12 protein-coding genes and 1 tRNA gene are annotated in these 20,841 nt (G+C 63.1%); 8 read left to right on the top strand and 5 right to left on the bottom strand.

Annotated features, from left to right (window positions below):
* Positions 1 to 18 precede the first annotated feature (18 nt).
* Positions 19 to 3,531: a right-handed parallel beta-helix repeat-containing protein gene (locus HPY44_15445; GenBank protein NSW57403.1), complete on the bottom strand. Its 3,513-nt coding sequence runs from the start codon at positions 3,529 to 3,531 to the stop codon at positions 19 to 21.
* A gap of 640 nt (positions 3,532 to 4,171) precedes the next feature.
* Here HPY44_15445 and HPY44_15450 point away from each other — a divergent pair.
* From HPY44_15450 to HPY44_15475, 6 genes are all read left to right on the top strand, one after another.
* Positions 4,172 to 4,246 (top strand) — tRNA-Ala (locus HPY44_15450).
* Between the two features lie 114 nt (positions 4,247 to 4,360).
* Positions 4,361 to 4,972 (top strand): hypothetical protein, encoded by a 612-nt coding sequence (locus HPY44_15455; GenBank protein NSW57404.1) that lies wholly within the window; start codon positions 4,361 to 4,363, stop codon positions 4,970 to 4,972.
* Positions 4,973 to 5,030: 58 nt separating this feature from the next.
* Complete coding sequence (locus HPY44_15460) at positions 5,031 to 6,266, top strand: PilT/PilU family type 4a pilus ATPase (protein ID NSW57405.1); 1,236 nt, start codon at positions 5,031 to 5,033, stop codon at positions 6,264 to 6,266.
* A gap of 53 nt (positions 6,267 to 6,319) precedes the next feature.
* A complete protein-coding gene (locus HPY44_15465) occupies positions 6,320 to 7,495 on the top strand; it encodes a type IV pilus twitching motility protein PilT (GenBank protein ID NSW57406.1) in 1,176 nt (391 codons plus the stop codon).
* A gap of 54 nt (positions 7,496 to 7,549) precedes the next feature.
* Positions 7,550 to 8,752: a type IV pilus twitching motility protein PilT gene (locus HPY44_15470; protein ID NSW57407.1), complete on the top strand. Its 1,203-nt coding sequence runs from the start codon at positions 7,550 to 7,552 to the stop codon at positions 8,750 to 8,752.
* Positions 8,753 to 8,784: 32 nt separating this feature from the next.
* A complete protein-coding gene (locus tag HPY44_15475; GenBank protein NSW57408.1) occupies positions 8,785 to 9,927 on the top strand; it encodes a hypothetical protein in 1,143 nt (380 codons plus the stop codon).
* Between the two features lie 111 nt (positions 9,928 to 10,038).
* Here HPY44_15475 and HPY44_15480 read toward each other — a convergent pair whose 3' ends face one another.
* The 4 genes from HPY44_15480 to HPY44_15495 form a co-directional block, all read right to left on the bottom strand.
* Positions 10,039 to 14,427, bottom strand: coding sequence for an SLBB domain-containing protein (locus HPY44_15480; GenBank protein ID NSW57409.1), 4,389 nt, complete (start codon positions 14,425 to 14,427; stop codon positions 10,039 to 10,041).
* Between the two features lie 58 nt (positions 14,428 to 14,485).
* Entirely contained in the window at positions 14,486 to 15,424 is a 939-nt protein-coding gene (locus HPY44_15485) for an SDR family oxidoreductase (GenBank protein NSW57410.1), read from the bottom strand.
* Between the two features lie 74 nt (positions 15,425 to 15,498).
* Positions 15,499 to 16,476, bottom strand: a complete 978-nt coding sequence (locus HPY44_15490; GenBank protein NSW57411.1) for a Gfo/Idh/MocA family oxidoreductase — start codon at positions 16,474 to 16,476, stop codon at positions 15,499 to 15,501.
* Entirely contained in the window at positions 16,473 to 19,139 is a 2,667-nt protein-coding gene (locus HPY44_15495) for an NTP transferase domain-containing protein (GenBank protein NSW57412.1), read from the bottom strand. The genes HPY44_15490 and HPY44_15495 overlap by 4 nt, the downstream gene beginning before the upstream one ends.
* A 187-nt stretch (positions 19,140 to 19,326) precedes the next feature.
* On the opposite strand from HPY44_15495, the gene HPY44_15500 reads away from it, so the two are divergent.
* The gene (locus tag HPY44_15500; protein NSW57413.1) at positions 19,327 to 20,115 is read left to right on the top strand and encodes a sugar transferase; all 789 of its coding nucleotides are present in this window, start codon (positions 19,327 to 19,329) and stop codon (positions 20,113 to 20,115) included.
* Between the two features lie 42 nt (positions 20,116 to 20,157).
* Entirely contained in the window at positions 20,158 to 20,823 is a 666-nt protein-coding gene (locus HPY44_15505; protein NSW57414.1) for an acetyltransferase, read from the top strand.
* Positions 20,824 to 20,841 lie beyond the last annotated feature (18 nt).

Genomic DNA, 20,841 nt, shown 5'->3' on the forward strand with positions numbered 1-20,841 from the left:
ACCTGCAAACAAACGCCCTCAGTTTGATCCGACCCAGATGTAGTCAATCCGGCACGTGCCGGTGAGTTCGGCGCCGTCCGAGAAGTCCAGCCGAAGCTGCTTGAGCTTGCCCGTCCAACCCGCAACATCGCTCATGTCCACCGTGTACACGCGAGGGGCCGTGTCATTGGGGACGACCGCGAAGGTCTTGCTGTTGGCATCCTGCCATACGGGGGCTCTATTGGTGGTGAACCGGAACCGCATGCGGGTCGCCGGAGTGTGATTCTGGAAGCGGATAGTGATGTGGGCGTTGCCCGTCAGGTCGACAGCGAGATCGTCTGCGGACATCAGGTGCGCATCGGTGCTGTTCTCCATGGCAACGAGATAGTAGCCCCCGGCGACATACTTCACCGGATGGGACGTCGTGGACCAGTTCGGGTGCGCCCACTCCCGGAACTGGGTGCCGAGGTTGGCCTCGCTCCAGCCTTCCTTGTCCAGCGGCGCATTGAACTCCCAGGCCTTCGCCACCGCCTTTCCAGGCTGCAGGACGTGGACCGTCACCATATCACTCAGCCACAATTCCCCGTCATCCGCCACGAGGCGCAGCAGGTAGTCTCCCGGTGAGGAGAACGCGGCATCAGTCTCTGCTGCCGTCGGGTCCTGGAATGTCACCGTGCCGGCCGCTTCCAGAACTTCCCAGCGCACCCGCAGCGGGTCGGGTCCGGAGCGCCGGTCATCCCGAACGCTGCCCCTCAGGTGAACGCTGGTCGCGTCAGTAGAGATATCCGGCCCCGCATCCACCTCGGGCGCGGCATTATGCGGCATTGCCCGGTCGGCTTCCGCGATGGTGTCGTAGCGGGTATTGTCTCGCAGTTCCCAGCGCGTGGTCTTGGGCGCTTCGTTGATGAAGAACTCCACCCCCGGCAGCAGCACATAGCCATTGTCGCGAACCACGCCAGTACTGCAGCAGATGTCGGGGTCCGGGCTCCTCCCCCAGATGAAGATCTCGGCCGGCCCCAGCTTGAGGGCCGTGTTGTTGGTGAAGAACCGCGAGTTCGCGATCTCAACATTGCGTGTCTGGGGCGAACGCAACCCCAGCATCTCAATGGCCGCCCCGGCATTGTTCTGGAAAGTGCAGTGATCGATGAGACAGCCGTCGCCGGAGTTCTCAAAGTCGATTCCGCCCTCGTCATGCGACCCGGAATCGGGCTGATTGCGCCAAGTGCAGTTGCGGATGATCAGGCCCCGCGGATCGCCCAGCATGATGCCCATGGTGCCCGCCGACGCATGGTAGCCTGCGGCGTCGAACACGCTGTTCTGAAGGTAGGTGCGCCGGATTCGGACCAGGAAGGGGTGCGGCGATGTGTTGAGCACGTAGTTGTCGTGGCAGTAAAGCCGGTCGAGGACGATATCGTCACCCACGACGAAGAAGCCGCTTGAGGTCTGGAACATTTCGCAGTCGCGCATCACGATACCCTGGGCGGGCGCGCCTGAGAGCCCAAACCCGGCCGAGGTTGAGAGCGCGTCGCCCCGCGCGCCGGAACGGTCCAGCCATTCGGGGATGCCGTGGGCATTGGGCCGGTAGAGCCCCTCAATGTGGTGGGCGATGCAGTCCTCAATGAGCAGCCCGCTATGCCCGGGCTCGGTGTAATGCGCAATCATGCCCTTCCCGGCATAGCAGACAACCAGGCTGCTCACCCGGAGCCAATCGGGGTCTTTGAGAAGCACGCACCGGTCGCCGATGTCCCAGTTGCGGCGGATAATGGGTCGTGGACCCTCCCCGTAAGCGCCAATGACAGCCCAGTTGTCCGGCGCCCCATCCGCGGAGACAGAGAGCTCTTCGGTGAAGATGCTGCCCCGCTTGAGGAGCACTCTGTCGCCGGGGCCAAGAGTGATGCCATTGATCTTCGAAAAGTCCTTCCACGGTTGCGCTTCGGCAAGCCCCGTGTTCGCGTTATCGCCGTCCACACTGTCTATATACCAGGTCCTACCGCCATGGCTGGGAGGGTCCATTCGCGCCTTCCGCATTGCCTCATCGTCGTCCGGAGGCAGGAAGACGAGCGGACGCCTGACGATGACTGACGATGCGCCTTCCGCCGTGAGCCGGATCACCGCTTCATCATTGGTCTCCTGGTCAGCCACGATCTGCCACTGAACTGTCTCCGTTGCGCCGGGCGCCAGAGTGCCAAGTTCGTGGGTGATGTCATCAAGGCATCGGACTGTATCGGGCACCTCCAGCCGGATCGACACGCCGGGCACTGCCTGGCTGAGATTCTGCACCACCGCCGTCAATATCTCAGGGGTCCCAGCCCGCAGGATCGCCCGTTCCTGGGTCACGTGGACCACCCGAACAGTCGGCTGCCTGGGGTTATCAATGCGGACCTCATCCACAAGCATCCCCGGGCCGCCTATGGTCAGTGGGCTGCTGGTTGGCCGGCAGAGCCCTCTTCGCGAAATATAGGTCTGCGTGCCGTTGACATCCATTGATAGCGTCATCCCGTCCCAGTGTACGATGATCCGGTACCATTCCCGCGCCCGGATCGGCACTTGCGTGCGGACCCTCGGCTCCCAGCCGCCCAGATTCACGAAGAACGCCAGGTCGCTCCCCTCATTCGGCGGGTCCACGCGCAGCATGAACTCCCCCTCTTTGCCGACGATGGTCGGCATTCCTCTGGGAACTTCCTCAAAGTAGACGCGGCAGTCGAGATGGAACCCCGGCGCTATCTGCAGGGCGGGGCTGTCCGGCACGCGCAGCGGTTCGGCAAGTGACCCCAGCGCTTGCCCAACCTGGCCGGGGACAAAAGTCGCGCCTGCTGCCGTGCCGTGGTGACCATGGCCGGACACATCCTCCAGATCTCCATCGAAGGGCCAGAAAGCCTCGGCGGTGGAAGCTCCGGCAGGGTTCTCGATCCGCACATCCTCGATGGCGCCCGCAAATTGGCCAAATTGAAGCCTTCCGTGGGTGGTGCGCGGGTTCCCGGTGCGCTCGCGCTGGTAGAGTGTGCCGTTTACCTCCAGCGACAGCCTTTGTCCGTCCCAACCGGCGACCAGGTGGTGCCACTGCCCGACCTGCGGAGCAGTTGCGGCCTGCACCCGCGGCTCCCAGTTGCCGTCGAGATACACGAAAAACGAGAAGCGCCCGCCTTCCCCGGGCGGATCAACCCGAAGCATGTACTCCTGGTCCTTGACCACGAGATACTGGGTGCCGAGGTACTGGCCGTCGGGCCTCACCCAGCACTCGATTCGCAGGCCGGGTGCGAGGCGCAGACTGGGGGCGTCGGGCACGGAGGCACGAACTTCGGTGGCATCAAGGGCCTGTCCATCTCGCCCTTCAACGAACCGCGTTTCCACCGCGTAAGCGTCATTGCCGTGCCCGCTGTGATCCGTTAGGTCGCCGTCAAAGGGCCACGTTGCGACCGCATCGCCACCCGGTTGCGCCATGGAGCCCAGAGGAAGCCACAGCGCCAGTGTCGCAGCGACCACAAGAGCAAGACGGTGCAGGTCAGCACTCAGCCTCCCGCAGGATACGGGGGGGTTCGTAAGAGGTCGCATGGGTCGTCTCCCGTTGTAGACCGCCCGGACCGTGTCCAACAGTCAGGGCTATCAGTGTCGTGAGCTTCGCGCTGCTGCCGTGCAGTCAACGCGGACCTCCATGTCTGGCCGGTAACCTTCTCGCAGCTGTGGGCGCCCTCCTCCGAGGTATGTGCAGATCCGCGCGCGCACACCCCGGAACCCAAGGGTTGGACTCGATCTGGTGGATGATGACCCGTCATCCGATCGCCGCCCCGAAGGTGTCCGCGACTTCCGGTCCTGAGTCTTGCATCACAGCCCGCGAAGCGGACGGTAGCCTGTAGCCACGGGCCAAGCGGAGCGAAGCGAAACGGAACCCGTGGATTCCGGCCCCATCGTGAGACTGAGCCCCCGAATGGGGGCGGCACATCAGTGGACCATCAGGCGGAGTTGTGTCGCCTCTTTCAGGGGCTCTTGGGCTTTTTCCGGCGGTGTTGTCCAGGGGCTGCGTCCCGCTTCGCAGGATGTGAGGCTGCGGCAACGGTCTGGGGCATTGCGGCGCGTAGTCGACGGGGAGATCGCACCCGGCTAGTACAGCCCCACCCAATTCTTGCGCAAACCTTCGGAACCAATCCGCGCTTGACGCCAGGCGCGTCGGCCTGATATACTGGCATCCGTCGGTGGGCCAGTGGCGCAGGGGGAGCGCGTCTCCTTGGCATGGAGAAGGTCGGGGGTTCGAATCCCCCCTGGTCCACCAGATAACTCCAGAATCCAGGCAGCGCGGTCCCCCAGGCCGCGCTGCTTTCCGTTCTGCCGGAGGTTTGAGCGAGCCGTGAAGGTGAATTGGAGCCGGAGAGGAATATTCCTGTGTTTGGCCTGTCTGGCGGCGCTGTCCGGACGCACCGGCGTTGCCGCCGAGGGCGAACTGCGCACGGATGTTGTGGCTGTGGTGTTCTCGGCGGCAGGTGCCGGTCGCTTCAGCATCACCGTTTCGTACCCGACCACGGTCAGCCGCGAGCAGGCCGAGGCGGACTTGGCCACCATGCAGCAGGCGACGGGATGGCGCTTTGCCGCGCCCGAGGTTACCACGGAACAGGGACTCACTCAGGTCTCCGCGATCCTGTTCGATAGCCCGTCCGCCAAGGGCAGCCCGGTCTGGCCGGTTGTCTTGGCCCTCAAGCGTTACAACCGGGTGACCGTGCTCCTGGCAGGCATAGGCGGTACTGGAATCGAGGGCGATATCAACGGGAAGTTCGTGCGCGGAACCTGGAGCGGAGGTGGCGGCGTGTGGTGCTGCGACCTGACCGTAGTCGACCGCAGCTTCCACTCGATGGAGGAACTGCGTCGCGGCGCTGGTCAACAGGTCTCAGGGAACAGTTCTGAGCCGTTGCAAAGGCGCCGCAGTTGGGTTATTCTCGCAGTATTCGCCGTGCTCGTGGGTGCGCTGTGTTATGTGATCATTGCGCGGAGATCCAGGGCCTGAGTGGGGCCAGACCACGTCCCACCTGACGAAGGAGGCGTTCCGATTGGGCGTTTGGACCATGCAGATGTGGGAAGATGTTATGCGCGCCGGAGCGGAGGTGAAGGCGTCCGATATCTTTTGGAAGCCCGGCGGCGCTCCGCGGGCGAAAATCAAGGGCGTCGTTGAACTCGCCCCGGGAGGCCCATGGCCGGACATCGAGCCCGAGGACACAGAGTTCATCGCCAAGTCTCTCATGCTGCGCGAGGGCGACTGGGAACGCTTCCTCGACTTCCCCGAAAAAGACATCGGCAAGACCATCGAGGGCGTCTGCCGCCTGCGTATCAACATCTACCGCGAGCGTGGGAATGTCTGCTCCGTCATGCGGATCATCCCCCTGGAAATCCTCACTTGCGACGAGTTGGACCACCCGCCGGTCCTCAAGGACATCGCCATGCGCCCTCAGGGCATGATCTTGGTCACCGGCCCCACGGGCTGTGGCAAGTCCACCACCCTCGCCGCGATGATCGACCACATCAACCGCAATCGCAAGGCGAACATTATCACGGTTGAGGACCCCATCGAGTACGTTCACAAGGACCGCAACTCCATTGTTAGCCAGCGAGAGGTCGGGATCGACACCCGCGAGTTCCAGGATGCCCTCAAGTACGCAATGCGTCAGGCGCCCGACGTGATCCTTATCGGGGAAATGCGCGACGTCACCACTATGGGCGTGGCGATGCAAGCAGCGGAAACCGGCCACCTCGTGTTCTCAACGGTTCACACCACGAGCGCCGCCGAGACGCTGGAACGTATCGTCAATATGTTCCCACCCCATGACAAACAGCAGATCTGTATGCGCCTGAGCCGCACGCTGCAAGGGGTCATCTCCCAGGCCCTGGTGCCGCGCAAGGAAGGCACGGGTCGGATCGCCGCGATGGAGATCATGGTGGTCACCCCGACCATCCAGAAGTTCATCGAAGAGGGCAAGCCCTCCGAGATGTACGACGCCATCGTTGAGGGCTCCCACTGGGGCATGATGACAAAGAATCAGTCTCTTCTCTACCTGTACCGCGACGGGATCATCTCCGCGGATACGGCGATGTTCTACGCCGGGAACCGCACTGAAATGCGGCAGATGATCAGGCGGCTCGACGGCGAGCGGGCGGATGCCGAAGCTGCAGCACGCAAGAAGGCAGAGGAGGAAGCCCGCCTGCGCAGGGCAAGGCAGCGCGCGGCCGGTCCGGTCCGTCCGGGTCAGCCCGGCGGTGGCACAGAAGATGGCGCGCCGCCGCCACCGCCGCCGTCCAGTGAATAGGCCGTACACAGCGCTTCAATGGCCCCGCAGGGCCTGCTCAGGAGGTCAACCGCATGCTCGATTACACTCTGCGCGACCTGTTCGCAATGATGCCCGAGCTGAATGCTTCGGACCTGCACATTCGGGCGTTCGAGCCACCCATCATGCGGGTTCACGGCGACCTGCAGCGGCTTGATCATCTCGCGGTCATGACACCCGACGACACGCGCGAGCTCATGTACGGTATCATGTCCGACGCCCAGCGGGAGCGGTTCGAGGAATCCTGGGTATTGGACATGGCTTACGAGATGGAGGGGATCGCCCGCTTCCGCGTCAACGTCTTCTATCAGCAGCATGCCGTGGGCGCGGTCATGCGAATGATCCCCATCAAGATCCAGACCATCGATGAACTCGGGCTGCCCCAGGTCCTCAAAGAGTTCGCCATGCTTCCCCGCGGACTGGTCCTGGTCACCGGCCCCACCGGCTCGGGGAAATCTACTACCCTGGCGGCGATGGTGGACCACATCAACCGCAATCGCCGGGCCCACATCGTCACCATCGAAGACCCCATCGAGTTCGTGCACGAAGATAATATGTGTGCGGTGGAGCAGCGCGAGGTCGGGCAAGATACCACGAGCTTCAACGAAGCGCTGCGCCATGTCATGCGCGCAACGCCCGACGTGATTCTCGTTGGTGAGATGCGCGACCTGGAAACTATCCAACTTGCCATCACCGCTGCGGAAACCGGCCACCTTGTGTTCGGAACCCTGCATACCACCGACGCAATGCAGACTGTCGACCGCGCGGTTGACGTCTTTCCGCCCCAGCAGCAGCAGCAAATCCGCACTCAGCTCTCGGTCACGCTCGCCGGTGTCGTCTGTCAGACGCTCCTGCCCCGCAAGGAAGGCGGCGGCCGCATTCCCGGCTTTGAGGTCATGAAGGGCACGCCGGCCATCCACGCTGTTATCCGAGAGGGCAAGACGCACATGCTGTACAACCTCATCCTGGCGGGTGCCGAGGACTCCATGGTCTGTCTTGACCAGTACCTGGCTGACCTGGTGAAGAACGAGTACGTCAGCTTCGAGGCCGCCTTGGCAAAGTCGTCGTACCCGAATGAGTTCACGAAACGCTGCGGCGAATACGCGGTCATCCCCGAGGACGAGGACCTGCCATTGGTCGGGTACGCGGACGAGCCACCACAGGCGCCCGAGGGCGGCTATGTACATGGCCAGCCACAGACCGGGCAATAGCCCGCGGCAATCAGCCGTTCACCTTTTCGTCCGGAGGCAACGACAATGCCCGCGATGGACTTAGTCAAGCTGCTGGAATTCAGCGTTCGCCAGGAGGCGTCCGACCTTATTCTCAAGGCCGGACAGCCGCCGATCTTCCGCATACACGGCGACCTGGTTCGCATGAAAGTCGATCCCCTGTCCGCAGACGACGTGCGCGCCACCTGCTACCAGATCCTCGACGCCGAACAGATCAACATCTTCGAGGAATCCCTGGAACTCGACTTCGCGTACGAACTGAAGGAAGTCTCGCGATTCCGTGGCAACATGATGGTCCAGCGAGGTCGCGTCACCGGCATCTACCGGACGATCCCGACCACCATCCGCACCATGGAAGATCTGGGCTTGCCCGAGATCTGCAAGCGTCTGGCAGATCAGCCGCGCGGTCTCGTTCTGGTCACTGGGCCCACCGGTTCAGGAAAGACAACCACGCTTGCCGCGATGATCGACTACATCAACAGCCGCCAGCCAGTGCACATCCTCACCGTCGAAGACCCTATCGAATATGTACACCCGTGCAAGCGGGCACTGGTGAACCAGCGCGAAGTCCATGTGGACACTGAGAGCTTCGCCAGCGCGCTCAAGTACGCCCTGCGACAGGATCCTGATGTGATCCTCATCGGGGAGATGCGCGACCTGGAGACAATCCATCTTGCTATCACTGCGGCGGAAACGGGCCACCTTGTGTTCGGGACGCTGCACACCACCGACGCTGTCCAGACTGTGGACCGTATCATCGACGTCTTCCCTCCCTACCAGCAGCAGCAAGTGCGCATGCAGTTGTCGGTCAACCTGGTGGGTGTACTTTCCCAGGCGCTCGTGAAAACTCGGGATCTCAATGGCCGCGTCGCCGCGTTTGAGACCATGGAGGCGCTCCCCTCGATCCGCAACATGATCCGTGAGGGCAAGACGCACCAGATCGGTTCCGCGATTCAGACCGGTTCCCGCCGCGGGATGTATAGCCTCGACCAGTCCTTGGTGACCTTGGTCAAGAAGGGCATTGCGGACGAGGACAGTGCGCGGTCCAAGGCTGCTAACGTGGACGCATTCGACGAACTCATGGCGGAAGACACCGTCATTGAGGGCGCAACCACGCTCGAGGCTGGAAAGGGACCGCGAACCGCAACCGCGGACGCTCGCGAGAGAGTGACCAGGGCCGAGTTCCAGCGCCGTCTGCAGCAACGACGCGGCGGCGGCGGTGGAGGTCAGACCACCTGACGCCAATCTGCGCAACCCACAGAGGAAGGTAGATGCAGAAGCAACGCCCCCAACCCCCAAATCAGAAGGCCGTCATCGACTGGGGCGACCTCATAGCCCGCCACAGCGCCACTCTGGTGAAGCTCGGCGGGCTTGGCGTTCTGGTCTGCCTGGGCTATTACTTCTACGCGATCTACGGCGGCGACCTGCTCAGCAGCCCCGATGTGGGTCGCGCATATTATCTCGTCAGCACCTTCGGACAGGCGCTCACCATTTCGGCTTTCGTTTTCGCCCTCGGTCTGGTGCTCCTCACCCTCGATGAACTCGCATACTCCGTACTGGTCGCCATCGGCGGCCTCGGGCTTATGTTCGGTATCCCGTTCATGGTTGCGAGCAACCTCGGAAATGTTACCGGCGACCTTCAGAGGGTAACGGAGCGTATGTCGCGATCGGGTTCGGAAGCCGGAACTGCCGTTCTCTTCGTGGTCGCCCTGCGCATCCTGTACGAGCTCTACGTGCAGATCAAGGAGGCGCCTGAGCGCAGGCGAAAGAGGCTCGAAAAAGAGGAGAGCGAGGATAGCGGGGTCCTCAAGAAGCACAAGACAATCAAGCCCCCCACCGCTTTCAGCCCCTGCTGGGAGCTTCCTTTCTGTCATGAGCGCATCCGCGAAGTCTGCCCGGCGTACAAGGCGCGGAGGCCCTGCTGGCGCTTCGGCTCAGGGTGCAACTGCGACCCGCGACTCATCGAGCGCCTGATCCGGGCCGGCTCCCCCGCCAAGGGCCCACAGAGTGATATCCAGAAGGCCCGCGAAGGCGCCTATATCCGCTCAGACCTGGAAGCGGATATCCCATCCATCGACAAAGTGCAGCGCACCATCCCTTGCGTCAAGTGCCCCATTTTCACAGAGCACCAGCGCCTCAAGTTCAAGGTCGTCATCCCGATGGCAGTCCTGGCCACGGTGGTCGTCATGGGCGTCCTGTACACTCCCATCACGGCGGCTTGGGATGTGGTTGCGCAGAAGATCGTGAACATCGCTGCGAACGTCGCTCTCGGGGAAGTAAAGGCGCAGGACTGGTTTGGCTATCTGCAGGATGACGTCATTCGCGTCTCCTTCTTCATTCTGCTATCGCTTCTCGCCTTGTCCTATGTCCTCAAGTATACGGAGTGGATCGTCCTGCAGAAGAAGTGGCTGTAGGCCCAAGACCGTCCTTTATGTATACGATTCGAGAACACCGACGAGAACGGGGACTGCGCACATGCGCAGTCCCCGCGTGATTCACAGCACAGCTTCCCGCCCCGGGGTTCGTCAGTCCGTGATCAACAGTCGCACGAAGCTGGAGCCCTGGAAGAGCGTGTTCAGGATTCCGGAGAATGTCATGCGAGACACTTGCGGGATGTAGATGATATCGCCATCCTGCAACAATGGGTTGCCCTTCTGGTCGCCCCTGAGCGCGGTTCGCAGCGGACTGATCTCTGCTGCTCCGAGCCGGCCGTCGGGCAGCTTGCGGACGAGAATCGCGCGGTTGGGCGCTCCCTGACGCTCGATCCACCCCCCGGCCTCCCCGAGTACGTCCACTAGCCGGTCGCCCTTCTTGAAAGTGTAGTTCCCGGGGTTCTTCACGAGGCCGAGGATCGTGACACGGTGCATTGATTCCGAGACGATGATCAAGTCTCCATCCTGCAGAAGGGGATCGACCGGAACCTCGGACCCACGATCGATCATCGACATATCGATGAACTGCTGCTCCCCATTGCGCACAAGTTTCACGCAGTCGGTGGCTGCCGTGCTCGTGAAACCGCCCGCCTGGGCAATTGCCTGGGACAGTCTGGCGCCGGACCGCAGCGTATAGTGTCCCTCCCGCGCCACCTGCCCAAGCACGGCGACTTCCGGCAACTGGAGACTTCCCACGACCACAGTGTCGCCATCTTCCAGAAGCAGGTTCTGCTCGTCGCTCCGGTCGCTTTGAATCCGCGCCAGATCAACCTCGATGGTCTTCCCACCGCGCAGGATCGTAGCTTTGTCTGCGCGCGCTGTTTCCGAGATTCCCTCCGCAAGCGCGATCGCGTCAAGGACTCGGGCTCCCGGTTGGAACGGGAAGCGACCGGGGCGGTTGAGATGCCCTACCACTGAGACCCGGTAGTCTGCAGCAGGCACCACAAGGGTGTCGCCAGGCTTCAGTTTCGGGTCAATCGCCCCCGCTTCCCCCTGAAGAATGGGTCGAAGATCAACCTCAGTCCTGCTGCCGTCCTTGCTGGTGATAGACGCCTTGTCCAGAGCAGCGGTGTCCTTCACTCCGAGCGCGCGCGCCAGGGCCCACGAGACTCGCCCCTCACCGATCAACGTATAGGTGCCCGGCTGCTGCACCGCGCCGGCGACGGTCACGGGGTCGAGAGCGTTGACGACGATGGTGTCGCCCGAGAGAATGACCGGGTCGGCATCGCTGCCGGGTCGCGCCATCGCTGCCGCAACGTCAATGGTGGTCAGGGTGCCATCGGCCCGCATGAGTGTAGCCGTTCCAACCCCAGGTACGCTGAGACCAGCCGCACGTGCCACGGCCGCAGAGAACCGCTCTCCTCGCCCTACGGGATAGCGCCCCGGCGTTGTGACCGCACCGAGAATGGCAACGTCGCCCTGGGTGCGCGTGGGCACAAAGAGCACATCGCCTTTGGCCAGCAACAGGTTATCACCCGCACCGGATAGCAGTTCCAGCACGTTGACTTCAACTTGCGTGCCGTCAGCCCGCCGCAGCACCGCTCGCTCCGGTTCGGCGTCGCTGGTCGCGCCGCCGCCCTTGGCGTAAAGATCGGACAGGCGGTCGCCCGTATGCACCGAATACAGCCCCGGATTGCGCACTGCGCCAACCACGGCGGCGAAACCGCGCAAGGAAGTTCCGACCACCAAGGTGTCTCCGCCACGCACCGGAACGTTCGCTGCCGGGTCATTGCGCACGAAAATCCCGTCCAAGTCCACGGCCAGCACGGTGCCGTCTTCGCGCATCAGGGTCGCAGTCGCGGCGTCCGCATTCGCGGCGAGCCCGCCGGCGCCGGCGATGACATCAGACACACGCGACCCTGTATACACCCGAACCTTGCTGGGGGTTGTGACCTGCCCAAGCACCGCGACCTCGGCCCGCTCTTCAGCACTCAGAATCACTGTGTCTCCATCGAGCATGGTAACGTTCGCATCCGGATCGAGGCGATCCAGCACCGCGTCCAGGTCGATCTCAACTGTCTCACCCGATCGCCGCACCAGCTTCGCGGGCTTGAGCGGCTTGTTGGTATTGGCGCCGCCCGCAGCTGCCAGGGCATCGGACAGCTTCGAGCCCGGCGGCAGTTCCACGTACCCGGGCCTGGCCAGTTCGCCAAGAAGCGTCACGCCCACGGTCTTTGTCTCAACGAAGAGCGTGTCGCCGTCGAGCAGCACGAGGTTCCGCACGGAGTCAGGCGCATTCATCGCGTCCGCGATCGGGACCTCAACCGTGGTGCCATCAGGCCGCAAGACGCTTACCGACTGGGCTCGAGATCCCGCTGCAAGGCCACCCGATGCAGCCAACGCGTCGGATACTCTGGCTCCCACAAGCAGACGCCGGTGCCCCGGGACAGCGACCTCGCCCAGCACCGCGACCTGCAGGTCTGCGGTTTCCACCAGGATGGTGTCACCCTCACGAAGCACGATGTTGGCCGCATTGCTGGCGTCGCGCAGGATCGCACGCAGATCCACATTCTCTACGGTTCCGTCGGCCCGCATGAGCTTTGCAGACTGAGCGCGTGAGCCGGGAGCAAGCCCACCGGCAGTTGCCAGGGCGTCCGACACCCGAGCCCCGGGCCGCAAGCCCACATGTGCGGGCTGCGCTACCTCACCCAGCACCGCCACACGGATCTGCGCGGTGTCGATGACGATGATGTCGCCGTCCTCAAGCAACGGATTGGCCCCGGGCGCGTCGCCGGACATCGCCAGTGACGGGTCGACCAAGAGGGTCTCCCCGCGCATCCGGATTACTTTCGCCTGGTTGCGGTCCGCATTCGCAGTCAGACCGCCGGCGGCCGCGAGGGCATCGGCGAACCGGTTCCCGCGGCGCATGGCGTACCGGTTGGGCTGCGCAACGGCGCCCAGGACCGATACATTCAGGGCAGCGCTTCGAACCACCAGGGTATCGCCGTCGCGCAGGGAAATGTTGAACTCGGGCTTGCGATCGATCAGCACGGCGTCGAGATCGATGGACACCAGCGTCCCATCGTCGCGCATGAGGTCGGCCACATTGGAGGTCTCACTTGTCAGACCCGCGATCGCGATGAGATCTACCAGCTTTCGTGCTTCGCCCAAGGGGTAACGCCCCGGCTGTCGCACCGCTCCGAGAACGGCAACCTGGCCCCGGTCCAGCGTGCGAACGAGCAACGTGTCGCCGGGAGCAAGGGCTATATCCGCGCCGGGGTTCTTCTCGTCGAGCACCCCGCGCAGGTCGACTGGGATCACCGACCCGTCCTGCCGGACGATCGACGCTTCAGCGCGACGCGGATCGCCCAGCAAGCCGCCACTCGCCGCGATAGCCGCGGAAACGCGCGTTCCCGGCAAGAGTGTATGACGCCCTGGCGTCTGCACTGTGCCCAGGACCGTGTAGTCAGGCAGGTCGGGAATAAAGAGGGTGTCGCCCGACGCAAGGACAAGATCAGCAGCGCCCTGCTGCCCGCTGAGGACCTGATCGAGAGCGACCTTGAGAATGGTTCCATCCGCCCGCAGGAGTGATGCAGCCGATGGGTCTCCAACCGCCGTAATCCCGCCGGCCATGCCCACGGCGTCTGACAACCGCGTCACCTTGTCGCGGTTGAGCGTCTTGACTCCTGGCTCATTCACCTGCCCAAGCACCGCGATGGTCTGCGGAACCGCCACGGGAACGAGGATCGCGTCGCCGTCAACGAGGCGCAGGTTTGCCGGATCGTTGATATCTTCGGCGATTCGGCGCAGATCGATGACCGTCGTCTCGCTCCCGGCGCGTGTAAACTTGGCCTGGGACGGGTCAGCGGTGGGCAGGTAGCCGCCCGCCAGCGCCAGGGCATCGTGCAGCCGCAAGCCCTTTTCAGGAATCCGGAACATACCGGGCGTCTGCACAGCTCCCAGGACCGCGACCCGCTCCTCGCGGCGTTCATACACGATAAGGGTGGACCCACCAACGACCGGCGTACGCGGCGCAGCAGGGTCCACGGACATCTCAGCGTCGAGGTTCACGGTGGTGCGCTCCCCTGCGGGGCTGATCAGGAGCGCATTGGACATATCCGCGGTCGGGGACGCACCGCCCGCACTGGCAAGCGCCTGCTGGACGGTGAAAGGTTCGCGCATCACGTAGGAGCCCGGGTTCTTGACAGCACCGACCACAAACACCCGGTCCTCGCGATACTCCACGATATCCACCGACACTACGGGGTTGCGCAGTTCCTTGAGTAGCGCCTGGCGTAATTCGCCTGCGAGCCTTCCTGGGGTCTTCCCGGCAGCCGAAATCTCGCCCGCGTAGGGGTGCATGAACTTGCCGTCGGGACGGATCTGCACCCCGGTCATTGAGAACTCGGGGTGGTTCCAGACGGTGACGGCGATGGTATCGCCGGTCCGCAGGACGTAGGCGTTATTGACCAGATCCGCAGCCGGCGCGACAGTCGCTACCGCCGCCCCGAGCAGAACGGCGATCAGGCCCAGGCGTATCATTGCATGCTCCTCGTTCGTGCGTCTTTGAGCGTCATCCGGACCACGGTCCGAATGGAGGTCAGCCGCCGGCTTGCCGATACCATTCGACCACGCGCTCGAGACCTTCGCGCGTGCCCACTTGCGGGTCGTACCCGAAGGCTTCGCGGGCAGCCGAGATATCCGCTAGCGAATGCTTCACGTCGCCGGCCCTTGCCTCCGCATAAATCGGTTCGATGTTCGTCCCGATGATGTCATTGAGGTGCGCCAGCAGTTCGTTCAGGCTGATCCGGGCCCCGCAGGCAATGTTGAAGGCTTGTCCAGACCCTCCCGGCGATGTGGCCGCGCGGATATTAGCCTGGATTACATTGGCCACGTAAGTGAAATCCCGCGACTGCTCGCCGTCACCGAAGATAGTCGGGCGCTCGCCCTTGAGCAGGAGTGTGACGAACAAGGGGATCACTGCCGCATACTGCGAGGTGGGGTCCTGACGCGGCCCAAAAACGTTGAAGTACCGCAAGCAGACTGTCTCAAGTCCGTACACGTGAGTGAAGGACGCCGCATACGCCTCATCTGCAAGCTTCGAAGCGGCGTATGGCGAGATCGGCAGCGGTCGCATGCCCTCGTGTTTCGGCAGTTCGGGATTGGAGCCGTACACCGATGACGAGGAGGCGATGACTACTCGCTTCACACCCGCGTCCCTGGCAGCGATAAGCACATTCAGGGTGCCATTCACATTCGCTTCCGTGGTGGACACAGGGTCTTTGACCGAGCGCGGAACCGAGGGCAGCGCAGCCTGATGGAGGACATAATCGGCGCCTTCGAAGGCCGGGCGAATCGCCTCCAGGTCCCGGATGTCCTCCTCGAAAAGGGCAATGCTCTCTTCGATGTCGGAGAGATTCTCGCGGCGTCCCGTGGCGAAATTGTCGAGCACCCGCACGGTATCGCCGGCTTCGAGCAATGCCCGGGTGATATTGGAGCCGATGAACCCGGCGCCGCCTGTGACGAGGAAAGTTGCCATCGAGACCCCCTGGATGACCGTGATCTGGACTGCGGGAGCGACGTTGGGCCAACAGAAAACGGCGGGACGATCGCTCAGGCGAGTGTGAACGGTTGGTTCGTTTGCAGGGACCGGTCGGCGGCGGCGAGCATCTCCACTACCCGAACACCGTCCCACGCATCGTTCACCGGGCGCTGGCCCGACTCGATGCAGTGGATGAGACTGGCGCACTCGGCCTGCAGAGGCTGGGTGTCGCTGTAACCGATTGGTTCACTTTCAGACTCTATGTTACTTAGATCGGTTCCGATGCCGGACGCCGAGAAATGCACCTTCTGCCCAGCCGCCATGTCGTCCCAGATGACCATGCCGGACGAGCCGACGATCACAACCTTGCGTACGCTCTCCGGATGCAACCAGGACACATGCACGTGCAAGGAGACACCGTCTTCATACAGGCCATCCATGAACACGATATCTTCGATATCCGGCTGGATATAGCAGTGTCCGACGGCCCGCACAGTTCGAGGCACCCGCTGGAGCCAGTAGCTTGCGATGGACAGGTCGTGAGGCGCGAAGCTCCAAAGCACGTTCTCCTCCCGCCGCACACGACCGAGCTTGAGGCGCTGGAAGTGCAAGTGACGCAGCGTTCCCAGACGCCCAGAATCGATGAGTTCTCGAATCGCCTGGACTGGCCCGCTGTGCTCCATCAGGTGCCCGACCATGACCGTCAGGCCCCTCTTGTCCGCGAGTTCTGCCAGTGCGCGGGCGTCGGCCGGGTCAAGACACATGGGTTTCTCAACGAACACGTGCTTCCCTGCCAGCAGCGCCTGCCGCGCGATCTCATAGTGAGTCGACGGCGGCGTGGCGATGGACACCAAATCCACGGACGGGTCCGCCACAAGGTCTTCGAAGCTCGCAAAGCCCCTCGCGGACGGGTACTGCTCCAGTATCTGGTCGAGACGCGAAACATCGGACCGCGCAACCGCGGCCAAACGCGCGCCCTCGGTTTCATTCCAGACACGCAGCAGGTTCTTTCCCCAGGCCCCGCAACCGACGCATCCCACACGGATCATGGCTTGCTGACCCCCTGGGCTTCAGCCAGGTTGATGACACCCGCACCCTCGACGGAACAATAGCGCTTCGCGGCGAAACCGTGCTCTGCCAGTTCGGCAATGAGCGCCTCGCAGGCATCATCCTGGGCAAGAATCATGCAGCAGCCTCCCAGACCCGCGCCGGCGATCTGCGCGCCGAGAATGCCCGGCTGCCTCCGCGCGATGTCCACAATCAGGTCGATCTCTCGAGTGCTGCAGGCGTACTTGCCGGGCTGAAGGTGGATCTGAGCGCGGGCGATGCGCTCCGGCTCGCCGCTGCGCAGGTCAGCGATGAGTGCGTCGAAGTAATCGTCGCCCACATCATACTCCCAGGGCACTTCACGAAGCTGATCGTCGTGAGCGACGACCCGGTCGCCGTCGTGGGAGATGAACCACAGTCGGCCGAATCCCTCAGCGTCGCCGGAGCGCAGGTGCTCAATGCACCGCTTGGCGCGCTCCACTTCCGCGAGCCCGTAGAGAACCACGCCGCGGATGTTCAGGACGACTTCTTCATCGCCCAGCGTGTTCAGAAGGTCCTTGATTTTCCTGGTGAACTCGGCGTCGAAGGGCCCATAGCGCTCCAGTAACCCTTTCCGCGTGATCTCGACAGGAAGCTGCTTGAGAACCTCGTACAGATCCGCGAGGCTGATGCCCAGGTTGTCAGGGCGGACGTCCCGCAGATGGTGGATTGATGGCGCGAATTCGGGCATCAGCTGGCGAATAATCGCCTCGCCCGCTACGTACTCCAACACACGCTTGTTGTAGGTGTATCGGGCGCCCTGGTTTTTCTTTGCCTGCACTCCGGAATTGCAGACCACAACCGACTTCCCCTCGAAGAACGAGAGGAACTCGTTGATCTCAAAGGGGAAAAAGCCCACATGGGCGACTTGCCCCCGACGACAGCACTTGATGGCAGCGTGGTCCGCCGCGCCGCCTCGAGTGCCCACGAACCACTCGCCCTCACCGCACAGGTCCACCATGATGTTCGGCCGCACCGGCAGGTGGTTCACGGCCACGAGCACCTCGGCCGCCCCAACCACTACCGCAGAAGACGAACTCAGCCCCGACCCTACCGGAATCGTCCCGTGGGTGACGATGTCCGCCCCGAGCAAAGGGGTGCCTCGGAAGCGCTCCTGCAGCCTCAATGCCGCCGCGCGCACGTAGTGAGACCAGTCCCCGCTGCTCACCAGCGCCAGCGTCTTTGGGCTGTTTACACACGACAGCCAGTCCGACCAGTCCAGTGAGGCAATATCGCGCGAGATGGAAAACTCCCGGCGTTCGAAGACCGCGTCTAGGGTGTTGGCAAGCGTGATGTGGTCATCTCGGCGGGGTGCGGCGACCATGATGATCTCGTCGCTGATGGCGATGACGTTCGTGTTGCCGCCCCGGTGATCGATGTGTCGCCCCATCAGGTTCACTCGTCCGGGCGACCGCACGATGAAAGCTTCGCGGTCCTCGCCATGCAGCCGGATGAACTCATCGAGCGCTGCCAGGAACTCCCCGCGTTTGGTTTCGTGCAAGTCCGGTGCCGGCCCGTAGATGGTCTCGAAGAGCGCTCGCACATCCGGGCCGTTCTCGGCGAGAATGCGCCGCCATTCGCCGGCGGGACGAAGCGCTCCACTGGTCTCAATATCTTCAGGTTCCACGTATTCCTCGTCCCCCTGGCCGCCGAGACGCAGTTTGCGTTCGATCTCGGCCAACTCTTCGGGGGTGTTGAAGCCCATGGAATCGTCGGGGTTATCAACACAGACCGTGCGCACCCGAAATCGGGGACGGCCATTCTTGATGCGCGAGGACGCCATGTACTTGATGCAGTCAGTGAGGTACTCCTCGCCCTGAGCGTTGTCGGAATTCAGCGACTCCAGCGCCTCGTAGAGTGCCGCCGCGCGGAACAGGTAGCCTGAGAGGTTGGCCTCGGTGGCTCCAGCCTCCACGTCCGCCGCTGCCACGGACGTGGGCTCTCCATCCGTCCAGAGGGTGATCGTCGTACTTGCGCGCAGGGGTGCCAACAAAGCCCGCATCTCGTCCGCGGTCAGTGTCTCGCCGCTTGCGGAGCGGGTGAAAAGCTCGCCGCAGGCCTTGCGGGCCTTCTGGTCCGAGCTGAAGCGGCGCCGGATGCACTCCAGCACCGTTTCGGGCGACAACCGAGCGTCGTTGGCTTCGCACAGCGCCTCGAGTTCCGCCACGACGCTGGACAGCGCGATCTCGCTGGTCTCGACGATGGCAGCCGCGTTTCCGTCACCATCGTACACGACTCGTCCCGAGGTTGGGTTGTCTTCCTTGCGGCCAACGAGGAACACCAGGTCGCTGTCGGTCTCCCGCATGGTGTCGGCCAGGCGGTGAATGATGTGGGGGGCTACTAGCCGGTCGCCGACAACGACGAATACCAGGCCGTCATAGCCCGTGTCCTGGAGCATCCTGACGCCGCAGCGAGCTGCGTTGCCGGTTCCGCGGGGTTCGGGCTGGTAGGCGAAACTCACATTGGGCACGCGCGCGCCCACCGTTTGGAGAACCTGCTCACCCAGTGCGCCCACAACAATGATGTGGTGGTTGATCCCGCAGGCCTCGTAGTTCGCCAGGGCCCGCAGGATAATGGGGACCCCGCCAACCTCGAAGCAGACCTTGTGCTTTGAGTCGTTGCGCATCCGAGTACCCCGGCCACCGGCCAGGATCACAGAAACAACACGACTCTCAGGCGAAGACTCCATGCAGAGAGACCCCGATTGCTTCAAAGATTACAGGCACACAAATATGGCGGTGCTACAGACCCCACACCGTGAGGAGATGCGGTGCGCCCGCGTTTGCGTACCGCGGCGACACCATGAGATTACCATGATCCACCCACCTTGGCAAGCGTACCCAACCCTGCCACCGGGTCCGGGCAGGTATTCCGGGGCCCGAGGCCGAACAAGCCGCAGGCAACTCAAGAGCCGTGCCCGGCAAGCGGGCCGAACCCAGGGAGGAAGTAGAGTGGGCCGTGCGATCAAGCGACTTCTCGACATCATCGGCGCATCTTTGGGCCTGGTGATTCTCTCCCCCGTCATCGCCCTGGTGGCTCTGGCGATATGGCTCAACATGGGAACTCCTGTGGTCTTCCGGCAAGTGCGCCCGGGCTACAAGGGCCGGCTCTTCACCATCTACAAATTCCGCACCATGCGGAATGCTACTGGGCCGGACGGCAGGCCGCTCCCGGACGAACAACGCCTGACCACGCTGGGCAAGATCATCCGAAAGACTAGCATGGATGAGCTTCCCCAGTTGGTGAATGTGATCAAGGGCGAGATGTCCTTCGTGGGCCCCAGGCCGCTGCTGACTGCCTATCTGGAGCGCTACAGCCCTGAACAGGCGCGACGGCATGACGTCCCGCCGGGCATTACCGGCTGGGCTCAGGTCAACGGTCGGAACGCCATATCCTGGGAGCAGAAATTCGAGTACGATGTGTGGTATGTGGACAATTGGAGTCTCCTCCTCGACCTGCGCATACTCGCTCTCACTCTCCTGAAGGTGGTTCGTCCCGAAGGCATCTCCCAAGCCGGATCAGCGACCATGGAGGAGTTCATGGGCTCGCCGGCAACTTCAGAGAACGGCGAATCAGATCAAGCGCAGACCAAAGACGCATAGAGATTGGAGATTGGCGCAGCCGACCATTGGAGGTTTCATGCGATGGCTGATGTCGTGGTGCTTGGAGCAGGCGGACTTGGCGTCGAAGTTGCCGAGGCTGTACAAGCAGCAATAGATGACGGAGCGGACTTCAATCTGCTGGGATTCCTGGACGACCGGGATGAACTGCAGGGCACCCAGATCATTGGGCTACCCATTGTGGGCAAGGGGGACTGGATCGCGGGGCATCCTCAAGTCCGCGTCATTCCCGGCATCGGCCACCCCCGCAGCCGCTTCCGGGCCGTCCAGCGGCTCACGGCAATCGGGGCAACCTGGGAGACGGTGGTCCACCCGGCCGCCCAATTCTCCCGCTCTGCAACCATTGGGACAGGTTCCGTGGTCCTCGCCGGGGCCATCGTCTCAGCGCGCGTCGTGATGGGTGACTTCACCCTCCTGTACTACCTGGCATCCGCCGCCCATGACACAGTGATGCAGGACTTCGCCTCCGCAATGCCCCAGGCGGCTCTCTCGGGATCGGTGACCGTGGGCACGGGGACATTCATTGGAGTGCACGCGGCGGTGAGACAAGGCGTGAGAGTAGGCGAGTGGACCATCCTCGGCGCGGGCGCGGTGGCTGTGAAGGATGTGCCGCCGCTATGCGTGGCCATGGGTGTACCGGCGGCTCCACGGAAAACTTACGACACGCCTGACGAGATGCCGGGGATCTGAGCGCTCCTGCGGCCATCC

The sequence above is a fragment of the Armatimonadota bacterium genome (assembly GCA_013314775.1).
In the GTDB taxonomy this organism is placed as follows: Bacteria; Armatimonadota; Zipacnadia; order Zipacnadales; family JABUFB01; genus JABUFB01.

What these genes read in the sequence shown, in the direction of transcription:
- HPY44_15445 (NSW57403.1), bottom strand. Translation starts at nt 3,531, where the DNA reads ATGCGACCTCTTACGAACCCCCCCGTATCCTGCGGGAGGCTGAGTGCT.
- HPY44_15460 (NSW57405.1), top strand. Translation starts at nt 5,031, where the DNA reads ATGCAGATGTGGGAAGATGTTATGCGCGCCGGAGCGGAGGTGAAGGCG.
- HPY44_15465 (NSW57406.1), top strand. Translation starts at nt 6,320, where the DNA reads ATGCTCGATTACACTCTGCGCGACCTGTTCGCAATGATGCCCGAGCTG.
- HPY44_15470 (NSW57407.1), top strand. Translation starts at nt 7,550, where the DNA reads ATGGACTTAGTCAAGCTGCTGGAATTCAGCGTTCGCCAGGAGGCGTCC.
- HPY44_15475 (NSW57408.1), top strand. Translation starts at nt 8,785, where the DNA reads ATGCAGAAGCAACGCCCCCAACCCCCAAATCAGAAGGCCGTCATCGAC.
- HPY44_15480 (NSW57409.1), bottom strand. Translation starts at nt 14,427, where the DNA reads ATGATACGCCTGGGCCTGATCGCCGTTCTGCTCGGGGCGGCGGTAGCG.
- HPY44_15485 (NSW57410.1), bottom strand. Translation starts at nt 15,424, where the DNA reads ATGGCAACTTTCCTCGTCACAGGCGGCGCCGGGTTCATCGGCTCCAAT.
- HPY44_15490 (NSW57411.1), bottom strand. Translation starts at nt 16,476, where the DNA reads ATGATCCGTGTGGGATGCGTCGGTTGCGGGGCCTGGGGAAAGAACCTG.
- HPY44_15495 (NSW57412.1), bottom strand. Translation starts at nt 19,139, where the DNA reads ATGCGCAACGACTCAAAGCACAAGGTCTGCTTCGAGGTTGGCGGGGTC.
- HPY44_15500 (NSW57413.1), top strand. Translation starts at nt 19,327, where the DNA reads ATGATCCACCCACCTTGGCAAGCGTACCCAACCCTGCCACCGGGTCCG.
- HPY44_15505 (NSW57414.1), top strand. Translation starts at nt 20,158, where the DNA reads ATGGCTGATGTCGTGGTGCTTGGAGCAGGCGGACTTGGCGTCGAAGTT.